General features: G+C 68.3%; 13 protein-coding genes. 5 read left to right on the top strand and 8 right to left on the bottom strand.

Features of this window, described 5'->3' with window-relative positions:
- Window positions 1–20: 20 nt before the first annotated feature.
- From exaC to GKO32_RS04705, 7 genes are all read right to left on the bottom strand, one after another.
- Window positions 21–1544, bottom strand: coding sequence for an acetaldehyde dehydrogenase ExaC (exaC, locus tag GKO32_RS04675; RefSeq protein ID WP_154755514.1), 1524 nt, complete (start codon window positions 1542–1544; stop codon window positions 21–23).
- Between the two features lie 264 nt (window positions 1545–1808).
- Window positions 1809–2336 (bottom strand): nuclear transport factor 2 family protein, encoded by a 528-nt coding sequence (locus GKO32_RS04680; protein WP_154755515.1) that lies wholly within the window; start codon window positions 2334–2336, stop codon window positions 1809–1811.
- Window positions 2337–2375: 39 nt separating this feature from the next.
- Complete coding sequence (locus GKO32_RS04685; protein ID WP_154755516.1) at window positions 2376–3617, bottom strand: MFS transporter; 1242 nt, start codon at window positions 3615–3617, stop codon at window positions 2376–2378.
- Between the two features lie 23 nt (window positions 3618–3640).
- Entirely contained in the window at window positions 3641–3943 is a 303-nt protein-coding gene (locus GKO32_RS04690) for an EthD family reductase (protein WP_154755517.1), read from the bottom strand.
- 24 nt (window positions 3944–3967) lie between these two features.
- Window positions 3968–4726: an SDR family NAD(P)-dependent oxidoreductase gene (locus GKO32_RS04695; protein ID WP_154755518.1), complete on the bottom strand. Its 759-nt coding sequence runs from the start codon at window positions 4724–4726 to the stop codon at window positions 3968–3970.
- Window positions 4723–6444: a CocE/NonD family hydrolase gene (locus GKO32_RS04700; RefSeq protein ID WP_208024275.1), complete on the bottom strand. Its 1722-nt coding sequence runs from the start codon at window positions 6442–6444 to the stop codon at window positions 4723–4725. Before GKO32_RS04700 ends, GKO32_RS04695 begins: the two co-directional genes overlap by 4 nt.
- A 47-nt stretch (window positions 6445–6491) precedes the next feature.
- The gene (locus GKO32_RS04705) at window positions 6492–6893 is read right to left on the bottom strand and encodes a nuclear transport factor 2 family protein (protein WP_166459377.1); all 402 of its coding nucleotides are present in this window, start codon (window positions 6891–6893) and stop codon (window positions 6492–6494) included.
- Window positions 6894–6992: 99 nt separating this feature from the next.
- Here GKO32_RS04705 and GKO32_RS04710 point away from each other — a divergent pair, with 99 nt between their 5' ends.
- Window positions 6993–7598 carry a TetR family transcriptional regulator gene (locus GKO32_RS04710; protein ID WP_154755521.1) on the top strand — a complete coding sequence of 202 codons (606 nt, stop codon included), beginning with the start codon at window positions 6993–6995 and terminating at the stop codon, window positions 7596–7598.
- 1 nt (window position 7599) lies between these two features.
- Here GKO32_RS04710 and GKO32_RS04715 read toward each other — a convergent pair whose 3' ends face one another.
- Window positions 7600–8223 (bottom strand): TetR/AcrR family transcriptional regulator, encoded by a 624-nt coding sequence (locus tag GKO32_RS04715; protein WP_154755522.1) that lies wholly within the window; start codon window positions 8221–8223, stop codon window positions 7600–7602.
- Window positions 8224–8347: 124 nt separating this feature from the next.
- Between GKO32_RS04715 and GKO32_RS04720 the strand changes: the two genes are divergently transcribed.
- The 4 genes from GKO32_RS04720 to GKO32_RS04735 all read left to right on the top strand — a co-directional run.
- The gene (locus tag GKO32_RS04720) at window positions 8348–9289 is read left to right on the top strand and encodes an MBL fold metallo-hydrolase (RefSeq protein ID WP_154755523.1); all 942 of its coding nucleotides are present in this window, start codon (window positions 8348–8350) and stop codon (window positions 9287–9289) included.
- Between the two features lie 97 nt (window positions 9290–9386).
- On the top strand, window positions 9387–10658 hold the full coding sequence (locus tag GKO32_RS04725) for an MFS transporter (RefSeq protein WP_166459378.1): 1272 nt from the start codon (window positions 9387–9389) through the stop codon (window positions 10656–10658).
- 3 nt (window positions 10659–10661) lie between these two features.
- Window positions 10662–11600: a fumarylacetoacetate hydrolase family protein gene (locus GKO32_RS04730; protein ID WP_154755525.1), complete on the top strand. Its 939-nt coding sequence runs from the start codon at window positions 10662–10664 to the stop codon at window positions 11598–11600.
- Between the two features lie 152 nt (window positions 11601–11752).
- Window positions 11753–12005 (top strand): alcohol dehydrogenase catalytic domain-containing protein (locus GKO32_RS04735; RefSeq protein ID WP_376765923.1); only part of this gene is annotated, 253 nt, incomplete at its 3' end.

A 12005-nucleotide genomic window follows, 5' to 3' on the forward strand; every position in this document is an offset into this window, starting at 1 on the left:
ACTCACCGCAGGCGCCGGTGTCAGTAGAAGCCTTGGGCGTTCTGGGAGTAGCTGACCAGAATGTTCTTGGTCTGCTGGTAGTGCTCGAGCATCATTTTGTGGTTTTCCCGCCCGATGCCGGATTGTTTGTAGCCGCCGAAGGCGGCGTGGGCAGGATAGGCGTGGTAGTTGTTGACCCACACCCGGCCGGACTGGATGTCACGGCCGGCGCGGTAGGCGGTGTTCCCGTCACGCGACCACACCGCGGCGCCGAGGCCGTATCGGGTGTCGTTGGCGATCTTCACGGCTTCGGCGTAGTCGTCGAAGCGGGTGACCGAAACGACCGGGCCGAAGATCTCCTCCTGGAAGATCCGCATCGAGTTGTCGCCCTCGAATACGGTCGGGCGGATGTAGTAGCCGCCGGACAGTTCACCGCCCAGGTCCGCCTTTTCGCCGCCGGTGCGCACTTTCGCGCCCTCGCCGCGGCCGATGTCGAGGTAGCGCAGGATCTTTTCGTACTGTTCGGCGGAAGCCTGCGCGCCCAGCATGGTTTCGGTGTCGAGGGGATGGCCCTGCGTGATCTTCTCGGTGCGCTCGACGGCTCGCTGAAGGAACTCGTCGTAGACACGGCTGTGTATCACGGCCCGTGATGGGCAGGTACACACTTCGCCCTGGTTGAGGGCGAACATGGTGAACCCTTCGACTGCCTTGTCGTAAAAGGCGTCGTCGGCCGCGGCGACATCTTCGAAGAAGATGTTCGGGCTCTTGCCGCCCAGTTCCAGGGTGACCGGGATCAGGTTTTCCGACGCGTATTGCATGATCAGCCGGCCGGTGCCGGTCTCCCCGGTGAAGGAGATCTTGCGGATGCGAGGGCTGGCCGCGAGTGGTTTGCCGGCCTCGATGCCGAAACCGGTGACCACGTTGAGCACGCCGGGTGGGAGCAGATCCGAGACGACGTCGAGCAGGATGTGGATCGAGGCGGAGGTCTGCTCGGCGGGTTTGAGCACGATGGTGTTGCCGGCTGCCAGTGCGGGCGCGATCTTCCACACGGCGAGCAGGAGCGGGAAGTTCCACGGGATGATCTGGCCGACGACCCCGAGCGGCTCGTGGAAGTGGTAGGCGACGGTGTCGCCGTCGATCTCGGAGATGCCGCCTTCCTGCGCGCGGATGGTACTGGCGAAGTAGCGCAGGTGGTCCACGGCGAGCGGGATGTCGGCGGCGAGGGTTTCGCGGCAGGGTTTGCCGTTGTCCCACGACTCGGCGACCGCCAGCTTTTCCAGGCCGGCCTCCATCCGGTCCGCCATTTTGTGCAGGATGCCGGCGCGCTCGGTGACCGAGGTGCGGCCCCAGGCGGGCGCGGCGGCTTCCGCGGCGTCGAGTGCCCTGTCGATATCTTCGGCGGTGCCGCGCGCGATTTCGGTGAACGGCCGCCCGGTGATCGGCGTGATGTTTTCGAAGTATTCCCCTTTCGCCGGCGGCACGTATTCGCCGCCGATGAAGTGGCCGTATCGGGAGGCGAAGCTGACGACGCTCCCGGCGGTTCCCGGGTCGGCGTACCTGGTCATGACGTTCCTTTCGTTCGCAGAAGCGGGCGGAGGCGGTCGAGTACCGCCGGATCGGGTGTCGGCAGGAACCCGCGTGGGACCTGTCCTTTGCGCGCATGTGTCCGGCGACCCACCACCCGTCCGGCGTCCGACGCGGTGAAGCTGGTCCGCCCCGGTCCGATGAGCTGGATCGCCTTGTCCAGTAAGGGTTTGTATCCGCAGGCGAGCATCGCGATCACACTCCGGCGAACGGCGAGTCGTAGACGAGTGCCGTCGGCTTTCACATCAGCGGCCGGCGTAGTAGGTGGCGGCCTGGCGGACCATCTCCAGCGCGGGCCCGCTGCCGTCCATGGGCAGGACGGTCCGCGAGGCGATCGACCACCGGCCGCTTTCGCGGACGAGGGACCAGCGGTTGGCGACGATGCGGTGGATGCGGAATCCGGTCGACGTTCCGTGGTTGGCCAGTTCGCGTTCTTCGCCCTTGTCGTCCGGCGTGATGAGGGCGATGTAGGAAGTGGCGGTAGCGGTGTCGTCGTGCAGTTCGACCAGCGGCAGGTTGCCGAAGTGCGCGAGCCCGCCGGCGATCGCGGTGCGGTGCCCGTCGCTTTCGACGAGAGCGACCATTTTGTCGCGGCCCCGTGCGCCGGACAGCCCGGCGCCGCGGTCGAACACGAAGTCCCTGGTGTAGATGGATTCGATGAAATCCGGCTCGCCGGTGTCCGCGCTGAGCGGGTGCGATGCGAGCAGGTTGTAGATCGCCAGCCGGTCTTCGGCGGCGCGCAGCCGGTCTTCTGCGGACTTGAGGTCGTTCATCGGGAACCTTTCTTACGTGGGAATGGGCCAGAGTCCCGTTCAGGGTGCCGTTGGCTCGGTGAGCGCGTGACGGACGTTTTCCTTTGCTGTCGTGGGGAATCGGGGTGCGGTGAGCAGCAGGGCGGACGCGCCGGCCAGCAACCCTGCCGACACCAGAAGCGCCGCGAGATAGCTCCCGGTCGCGGCGCGCAGCCAGGCCATCAGCAGTGGGCTGGCGCCGAGCCCCAAGGTGAACACCGCGTAGAAAACCCCGAACATCCGGCTGTAGTGGGCCAGGCCGTAGTACCGCGAGGTGAGGTAGCCGATGACGTCCACCTCGGCGCCCAGTGCCAGGCCGATCCCGATCGCGGCGACCGGCGCGAGCGCGCTGCCGGCGAGGGCGAGTGCCACGAACGCGGCGGCGGCGAACACCAGCACGGCCGCGGCGATCCGCGGGGCGAAGAACCGGTCGACGAGCAGCCCCACGGCCACGCGCCCCACGATCAGCGCGATACCGATGATGCTCGCGGTGCGGGCCGCGGCTCCCGCCGAAGCCCCGGCGTCCCGCAGCAGCGGCACGAGGTGCACGGTCATCCCGCCGACCGCGACGGACAACGCGAGGAAGGCGATCGTGAGCCGCGCGAACAGCTTCCCGCGCAGCAGGTGACCGATCTTCGGGCGAGGGCCGCGGGTGACTGTCGCGGGCCGGCCACGCGGCATGAGCAACAACACCGCGGTGGCGCTGATCAGCCCCAGCACACCGAGGATGCGGTAGCCGGTGCGCCATTCCTGGGCGAGTACGGGGCCCAGCACCAGAGGGATCAGGAACGCGACCAGCCCGGCGCCGCACAGCGCGATGCCGAGTGCGAGCCCGCGGGCCCGGTCGAACCGTTCGTTGATGGTTCTGGTGAACGACACCGCGGTCGACGCCGCCGCCAGGACGTACATCAGCACGAAGCCCAGCAGGTACCAGCCGAACGCCGGTCCGCTGGTGGCGAGGACGAAGTATGCGACGCCCATAGCCGCCAGTGAGAACACTGCCGGGACGCGGACGCCGAGACGGTCGACAAGGACGCCGGCGAGCGGTGCGGTGACGATGGTGACGAGCGATCCGATCAGTTGCACGGACGACAGTTCCGATCGGCTCCAGCCGAATTCGGCCTGCAGCGAGGGAATGACGAGACCGTTGGTGTAGAAGGGAAGAACGGCGACGCCCGTGGCGACTCCGATCGTGGCGGCGGTGAGCGCGCGCCAGTGGTGGCGGAACTCGCCGGCTGCGGTCAGGTGCGACGTTGCACTCATGGAATCCTCCCTGGGCCGGCGGGTCAGCGCTCGTCGAGCTGGATGAGGTTGGTCGCGCCACCGGTGGCGAAGGTGGCGACGTCGGCCGCGGCGGCCTGTCCTTCCGGGGAACCCATGCCCGCCCTGAGATCGTCGAGCGAGTCGAAGACGACTTGGGCGGACAGGTAGTACGGCGGTGCCGCGCCGTCGATGCTCTGGACGTGGCCGTAGCTCAGCCGGCGCACGCCCGGGATCTTGTCCGCGAGTGGCAGGTGGACATCGGTGAAGTAGCGGTCGAACTCCGCCGTGTCGGCCGGCTGTCCATAAAGGACGAACAAGGTAGCCATGAAGGACCTCCAGGGTGAACGGGTTCAGCGGTTGGCGGGCGGGCGGACGGTGATGACGGTGCCGGAGAGGTGGTTGGCCAGGTCGCTGCACAGAAATGCGGCCAGCCCGACCAAGTCGGAGGGCTGCCCGAGACGCCCTGACGGATAGGCGGCGGAGACACGGGCGATGTAGTCCTCGCCGAGGGAGTCGTGCATCCCGGGCGAGTCGGTCAGGCCGGGGGCCACGGCGACGGTGCGGATACCGGAGCCGGCCAGTTCCTGATGGGCCACATTGGACAGGATGTTGACCGCTGCCTTGGACCCGCCGTATGCGGCCTGCCCGGGGTTGGCCTGCACGCCGATCGCACTGCTCAGGTAGATGATGCGACCACCGCCGGTGCGGATCATCAGCGGCGCGATGTGCTTGGTGGTGAGGAACGAGCCCACCACATTGACGCGCAGTACCCGTTCCCACGCCGCGGTGTCGTGGTCCAGAATCGGTTGCCGGGGCGGGATCCAGGCCGCGTTGTTGATCAGGCCGTGCACCTGGCCCCATTCCTTGTCAAGCGTGGCGGCGGCCGCCGCCACGGCGGCCTCGGCACCGACGTCGGCTTCGACGGCCAGCGCGGCCGGGGCGCCGGCGATCTCGGCGATCTCGGCCACCACTTCCTCGGCGTGCTTGCGTTCGAGTTCCAGCACCCCGATCCGGGCGCCTTCGGCGGCGAGACCGAGGGCGAGGGCGCGCCCGATGCCACGGCCGGCTCCGCTGATCAGGATCGACTTGCCGCTCAGATCGATGGTCATGCCGGGTCCCCTTCCTTCGGCGGAATAACGGGGAGCAGTAGCAAAGAAGCGGTGTCCCCGCCGGTGTGGATGGTGGTGCGGCCGGAGAACACCGGTGAGGGCCGGTCTTCCGGATGCGTGTGCAGCCACGGTCCCGATCCCCGCGACACCCACGCCTCGTTGGGATCGTCCGGTGGTTCGCGCTCGAAGTCGTGGCCGCTGATCTGCAGTCCCAGCCGGTAACCGGCGGGCAGGACGATGCAGGTCGGCCAGATTTCGACCTCGACCCGGTATACCTGGCCCGGTTCGAGGGGCTGCTGGTCGTCATGCGTGTGGTAGGGCCGGTGGGGAAGGCTGCGCTCGGGGTCGAGCTTGCGGTGCGAGGCCCGCAGCCAGCCCTGTGCGAGCGGGGTGTGGGGATCGATCGTCCCCTGGAACTCGACTTCACGGCCGTCGGGCGCGAAGGCCTGGAGCGTGACGAACAGATCGGCGTCCACTGTGGACGACGACAGGAACAGGGTGGCTGCCAGCGGGCCGGTCAGTTCGGTCTCCGCCGGCAGCGGTGCCGACCGGAAGGTCACCGGCTCACCGAGCGCGCCGAAGGTGACGGTGGCCGATTCCGTTGGCCGATCCCAGGCGAGTGCGGTGTCACCGGCCGACAGGTGGATCGGAGTCCACTGTGTACGGTCGAGCGGCCATTCGGTCTCGGTCCTGGCTTCGACCTCGTCCGTGAACGGCCGCCGGATGTGCAGCAGCACCGGCGGTTCGCTGTCCCAGCCGTTGTCCTCTCCCTTGAGGAAATGGTCGAGGAACCGTTTCTGCAGCGCCATTCCCCGTTCGAGGTAGAACCATTCCTCGTGCCGGCCCGGGTGTGCCTCCAGCCATTTCCGCGGCGCCGCGGCCTGAGTGAAGCCCTCGAAGTTGCCACGCGGATGAAGCCCGTATCCGCCCCAGCTGGCGGCGCTGAGAAACGGCACGGTCACCTTCGACCAGTCGGCTGAGCGGTCGCGGTAGAACGGGCCGTCGAGCGGGTGCGCGAGAACGTCGGCGATCGGGTCGCTGCGGGTGGCCACGAGTTCGGAATCGGTGAGCTTCGCCGGACCGGTCGCGGATTCGCCCAGCCAGGGATCGGTGCGGCCGTCGGGGTTGCCGTGCTGAACCGACAGCACCTGCCGGGGGAACCACGTTTCCAGGAAGCCGTTGCTCATGATCCCGCCGTGCCGGGCCCAGTCGCGGTAGAAGTCCGCGGCGCCCTCCCAGGGGATCATGGCGGCCAGATGCGGCGGCTGCAGCGACGCGACGAGCCATTGGTTGATCGCGTAGTAGGAAATCCCGTTCAGGCCGACCTTGCCGTTGCTCCAGGCTTGCGTCCCAGCCCATTCGATGGCGTCGTAGTAGTCACGGACTTCGCGTGGCGACAGGATGTCCAGCCGCCCAGGGGAACGGCCGGCGCCACGCGAGTCGACCCGGACGACGGCGTAGCCCCACGGCACCCAGGTCTCCGGATCCACCGTTTCCCACGCCATGTACTCGCGGGTCGAGCCGGGAAGGACGTCGGGATAGGTCGTGACCAGCCAGTTCCACTGGGGTGCGTAGCCGTCCTGGTACCGCACTCCCTTGCCGTAGGGGCCGAGGGTCATGATGACGGGGACCGGTTCCGTGGTGTCCGGCCGGAACACGTCGGCTCGCAGCACCGTGCCGTCGTCCACCGGCACCGCCACATCGCGATCGATGATCACGCGCATACTCCTTTGTCTCGCGCGAACCCAGGAAGGCAGAACCGCCGTCAGGCGAAGAGATCGACCATCTTCTTGGTGTCGTAGAAGCCGATGATCTCGACGATGCGGTCGCCGACGACCCGGATCAGCCAGCAGTACTGCATGCTGAAATCGCTGCCGTTGTGCCCGCGGACGCCTTCGCTGCGGAAGCGCACCGTCGCCCATTCGCCGTCCACGAGCAGCTGCTCGATCGCCGGGCGGATCGGGGTGGCCAGCCGCTCGTGCAGCCGTGCCAGCACTTTTTCGTGGTACTCGGCCTTGCTGGTGTAGCGCCCGGCCAGTGGTGAGGTGCCGGTCGCGGTGAACACGAGGTCGTCGGCGAGCCGGTCGAGGAAGGTCGCACCGAATCCGGATTCCGAGACCGAGGAAAAGATGTCATCCAGTACCGCTCTTGTCGATCCGTTGTCCATGACACTCCACTGTGGACCAAATTGCAACTGACGAGTTGGAGTGTGACACACGACCCGAGTGGATACAACTGGCGAGTTGGAGATTGGTATCATCGCGTCATGGCCTGGGACACCGCACGCACCAAGCAGCGGCTGCTGGACGCCGCCGTGTTCGAATACAGCGAGCACGGCCCGCTGGGTGCCCGCGTCGACCGGGTGGCCGCCAGCGCCGGGGTCAACAAGGAGCGGATCTACCAGTACTTCGGCGGCAAGCAGAAGCTGTTCGGCGCGGTGCTGGAACAGGAGATGATCAAGCTGGCGGCCGCCGTCCCGCTCAGTGATGAGCAGGCAAGGGATCTGGGGGAGTTCGCCGGCAGGGTGTGGGACTACCACCGGACCTACCCGCACTACCTGCGGCTGTTGTTGTGGGAGGGGCTGGACCGGGATCCGCTGGAGTCCGGCCGCGCGTCGGTCGCCGCAGCCGCGGAACGGTCGGAGCACTACGCGGACAATGTCCGGGCGGTCGCCAAGGCTCAGGCCGACGGGTTCCTGCGGGCCGACGTCGCCCCGGCGCACCTCCTCTATGTCGCTCGCGCGCTGGCGGCGTGGTGGCTGGCCGCGCCCTCGGCGGTGACACTCATGCTCGGCGAGGTCGCGAACGAAAGTCCCCAGGATCGGCGCCGGGTCCTGGTGAAGCTGGTCAACGACGCCACGAAGAAGTCCTGACTCAGGCGTTCGCCGGTTCGGCCTCGTCGGAACCCGCCCAGTCCAGAGAGTTGAACAGAGTGCGGACGAAGGCGTCATAGGCGGCGGCCACGTTCACCGCTTTCGGGTTGAGGCTCCACTGCTGGTTGATTCCGATGATCGCGCCGACGATCGCGCAGGCGAGGTCCCCGGGTGCCACCCCAGGCGGCAATTCCGTGCTGATCTCCGGTCTGGCCAGCCAGGCGTGCAGGTAGTCCCGCATATCGGCGTGGATCTGGGCGAACGACGTGTGGATGGGCGAGTCCGGGTCGCTGGCCTCGTGCAGAAGCGCAAGGAAGAGTTTCGTGGTGTGCCGCCGGATCGAGGTCCTGCCGAGGTGCGAGATTCCGCGCGCGCCGCCGGCCCCCGGGGCAAGCGGGGTTGTCATCGATTCGGCTATATCGCTGTGCAACTGCTCCACGACGGCCCGCAGGAGCCCGAGCTTGTCGCCGAAATGCGAGGGGATCGACCCACGGCTCACGCCGGATCGATCGGCTACGTCCACCAGTGACGTCGAGTGGTAGCCCTTCTCGGCGAAGAGTTCGGCGGCGGCGCGCAGGAGTAGTTCCCGGCTCTGTCGGGTGCGCTCTTTCCGCAGCCCGGTCATGAGGCTCTCCTCTCCTCGCGGCAACAGTGATCACTGAGCAGTGTAGAGCGCAACCATTGACATGCTGACCAACATGTCACATGCTGACTGACATGTCTTCATTGTCGAGTGGTCGAGGTTGCTGATGGTGAGCGTCCCGTATCTGCGTGGGCTGTCCCGGGTCGCCGAGGGCTGTTACGCCTGGTTCGAGCCCCCAGGAAGCTGGGGGCTGAGCAATTCCGGCATCGTCGTGGCGGGCGACGAGGTGCTGGTGATCGACACCCAGAACGACGTGCCGCGCGCACGCGCCCTGCGGGCCGCGGCCAGGGCAGTGGCGGGCTCCGCGGAGATCACCACGGTCGTCAACACCCACGACGACGGGGATCACTGGTTCGGGAACCTCTTGTTCGAGGGCTGCCGGATCATCGCCACCGAGGCATCCCTGGCGGGGATGCGGGCGCTGCGGATGAACCCGTTGCGGCTGGAGGAACTCGGCGAGCCCGGCACGACTTTGCACGGCTGGCTCCGGTGGCGGACCGAGGTCTTCGACTACGAGTCGTGGCGCCCGGTGCATCCGACCGAGACGTTCGCCGGTTCGACCACGGTCAAGCCGGGCGGCACCACGGTCGAACTCCTCCAGGTGGGGCCCGCGCACACCGCGGGCGACGCTATCGTCCACGTGCCCTCGGCCGGGGTCGTGTTCGCCGGGGACATCGTGTTCCACCGGTCGACGCCGATCACGTGGGCCGGGCCCGTGTCGAACTACATCGCCGCCTGCGAGACGATCCTCGCCCTGGACCCGGCCGTGATCGTCCCCGGCCACGGTCCGGTCGCCGGGCCCGCCGCGGTTCGTGACCTCAGGGACTACCTGTCCATGGTTCTGGAGTACACATCGCGACAGTTCGCCGCCGGTGTTCCGGTCGAGCGGGCATACCGCGAAATCGACCTCGGCGCGTACCGGCTGTGGCCTCATGCGTCCCGGGTGTTCCAGACGATGTGCGCAATCTACGCGGAGCTGGGTCCCGCCCAGCCGCGGAAAAGCTGGGCGGAGGCGATGGAAATCGTCCTCGCCGATGATCAGAGTTGAGATACCGATACCCGTTCCTCCCACAACGGCGTGGCAGTGATCGGGCCGGCTCCGGCCGGCCGTCATGGCCCTTGCCGCCTCCCTCGAAGGAGTGGCAATGCCCCTCTTGTCTTCCAGTTCCGGGCCACGTGGCCGGTTCGACTCCGTTCCCCTGCTCCTTCTCGCACTGGTCGCGGACGGCTTCGACACGGCGGCCTTCGCGTTCGTCATCCCCACGCTCAGCCGCGCGTGGGGGCTGCACCCGGCGGCGTTCACGCTGCCGCTGGTGATCGCGAATTTCGGTGCGGTGGTGGGCTTCTTCTGCTGCGGGTGGCTCTCGTCGCGGATCGGGCGCCACACGGTGGTGTCGGCGTCGGTCGCGCTGTTCTCCGTGGGCACACTGCTGTTGCCGCTGTCACCGTCGATCGCCGTGATGAGCGCGCTACGGTTGCTGATCGGATTCGGCTTCGGCGCCGTGATTCCGGCTGCGGTGTCGCTCGCCTCGGATGTCGTGCCGCCGCGACTGCGGGCGTCGGTGAGCGTCGCGGTCTTGATCGGCCTATCGGTCGGGTTCACGCTCGGCGGGCTGGTCGGCGGCCGCCTGCTCACACGGTTCGGCTGGCACGGAGTGTTCTGGCTGCCCGGCGCGTTCTTCGCCGTCTGCGCCGTGCTGATGTGGTGGCGCCTGCCCCGGATCTCGCCGGCCGAGCCAGGTCAAGCGGCCACGGCATCGCTGCGCAGCCTGTTCGCGGCGGGCCTGCGCAGTCGCACGATCATGTTGGGGCTCTTCGCTTTCATCGTCTTCGCCGCCTACTACACGCTGCAGTCGTGGTTGCCGACACTGCTGGTGTCCACCGGGTTCACGACCACACAGGCCCCGCTCGCAGCCGCCGCGCTGGGCATCGGCGGCATCGTCGGCGGGATCCTGCTCGCGCTCGGCTCGGCCTACGTCCGGCCCGCGCGCCTGCTCATCGTGGTGTCGTTGCTCGCCGTCGGGTGCCTGGTAGTGGCCGGTCTCGTGCCCGTGCGGCTGGCCGTCCTGCTGACCGTGCTGGGCGGCGCCGGAGCCGGATTACTGGCTTCCTGCAACGGATCCGCCGCCATCGCGGTCGGCGTCTACGACGGGGCCACCCGCACCACGGGCGTCGCGTGGACGGCCGGGATCGGGCGTGTGGGATCCATCGTCGGCCCCGCGGCCGGCGGACTGCTGGTGGCACTGGACCAAGGCGTGCCGGTGCTCGTGCTGGGACTGGTCGCGCCGCTTCTCCTCGCGGCCGGGATCGCGATCGCACTCGCCCGCCGCACGCGAGCCGCCGAACGGAAACCGCTCGGCGCCCGGCAAGACCCGCACGGACGTGCTGCGGGGACCAAACTGTCCACAAAGGAGTGATCCATGAAGTGGGTAACCTATGATGCCGGTGCCGGCCCCCGCGCCGGCATCCTCGACGGCAGCACCGTCCGCGGCCTGCCCGCCGGCGTGACGCTGCTGTCCCTGCTCGGTGACGACCGGCTCGCCGAGGCGGGGGAATCCGCCCGCCGTGCCCCGGCCGAGGTCCGCCCACTGGCCGAGGTCCGGCTGCTCGCCCCAATCCCGCAGCCACCATCGATCCGCGACGCGCTGTGCTTCCTCGACCACATCCGCGGCTGCTACCGCGCGATGGGCCGCTCGGCGGAGCTGGATCCGGTCTGGTTCCAGACGCCCGCCTTCTACTTCGCCAACCCGGCGGCCGTTCTCGGCCCGCACGAGGACGTCCCGATCGCTCCCGGTTGTGGAATGTTCGACTTCGAACTGGAGATCGGCGCGGTCATCGGGCGCGGTGGCCGGGACCTTCATCCGGACCAGGCCGAGCGGCACATCGTCGGTTACACGTTCTACAACGACTGGACCGCGCGCGACCACCAGCTGCGTGACATGGCGCAGGGGATCGGTATGGGCAAGGCCAAGGACAGCGCGATCACGCTCGGCCCGGCACTGGTCACAGTGGACGAACTCGAGCCCTACCGCCAGGAGGGGCGGCTGCACCTGGACCTGTCGGCCACCGTCAACGGCATCGAGATCGCGCGCGGGTCGCTGGCCGACATGGACTGGACCTTTGCCGAACTGCTCGCCTATCTTTCCCGCGGCACCGAGTTGCGCCCTGGCGACGTGATCGGCTCCGGCACCATCCCCGGCGGCTGTCTGCTCGAACACGTCGACACCCCCGACATGGCCACTTTTCCCGGCTGGCTGCGCCCCGGCGACACGGTCCGCCTCGACGGCACCGGCCTCGGTGAGACGAACCAGACCGTCCGGCCCGCACCGGCGATGTTCCCGCTGCGCACGGGATACTGACCCGGCGCTCGACAGCGTCGGGGTGCGGCCCGCGTTCGGCGCCCCCGCTTCTGATCTTGCTGCGATAGGTTGGGACCACCGGGTCCGGTACCCATGGCCAGTGGCCCTGACACCCCCACCGGACTGTCGCGAGCAGAGGAGAACGACAGAAGATGCTGGTAGTGCACGTGGCGCGGTTCGGTCCGCCCGAGGTACTGATGCCGGCTGAGGCGCCGGACCCGGTCGCGGGAGCGGGACAGGTCGTCATCGGCGTCGTCGCGGTGGACGTCTTGCACGTCGAAACCCAGGTCCGTCGCGGCATGGGCGGTGACTATTTCCCGCTGGAGCCTCCGTACGTGCCGGGCGACGGGGTGGCGGGCGAGGTGCTTTCCGTCGGCGAAGGCGTGGACCCCGGCTGGGTGGGGC

It is taken from the genome of Amycolatopsis pithecellobii (assembly GCF_009707865.1).
Taxonomy (GTDB): Bacteria; Actinomycetota; Actinomycetes; order Mycobacteriales; family Pseudonocardiaceae; genus Amycolatopsis_E; species Amycolatopsis_E pithecellobii.

Coding starts and splice junctions, on each gene's coding strand:
- exaC (WP_154755514.1), bottom strand. CDS start 1,544: ATGACCAGGTACGCCGACCCGGGAACCGCCGGGAGCGTCGTCAGCTTC.
- GKO32_RS04725 (WP_166459378.1), top strand. CDS start 9,387: ATGCCCCTCTTGTCTTCCAGTTCCGGGCCACGTGGCCGGTTCGACTCC.
- GKO32_RS04680 (WP_154755515.1), bottom strand. CDS start 2,336: ATGAACGACCTCAAGTCCGCAGAAGACCGGCTGCGCGCCGCCGAAGAC.
- GKO32_RS04710 (WP_154755521.1), top strand. CDS start 6,993: ATGGCCTGGGACACCGCACGCACCAAGCAGCGGCTGCTGGACGCCGCC.
- GKO32_RS04720 (WP_154755523.1), top strand. CDS start 8,348: ATGGTGAGCGTCCCGTATCTGCGTGGGCTGTCCCGGGTCGCCGAGGGC.
- GKO32_RS04695 (WP_154755518.1), bottom strand. CDS start 4,726: ATGACCATCGATCTGAGCGGCAAGTCGATCCTGATCAGCGGAGCCGGC.
- GKO32_RS04685 (WP_154755516.1), bottom strand. CDS start 3,617: ATGAGTGCAACGTCGCACCTGACCGCAGCCGGCGAGTTCCGCCACCAC.
- GKO32_RS04705 (WP_166459377.1), bottom strand. CDS start 6,893: ATGGACAACGGATCGACAAGAGCGGTACTGGATGACATCTTTTCCTCG.
- GKO32_RS04715 (WP_154755522.1), bottom strand. CDS start 8,223: ATGACCGGGCTGCGGAAAGAGCGCACCCGACAGAGCCGGGAACTACTC.
- GKO32_RS04730 (WP_154755525.1), top strand. CDS start 10,662: ATGAAGTGGGTAACCTATGATGCCGGTGCCGGCCCCCGCGCCGGCATC.
- GKO32_RS04690 (WP_154755517.1), bottom strand. CDS start 3,943: ATGGCTACCTTGTTCGTCCTTTATGGACAGCCGGCCGACACGGCGGAG.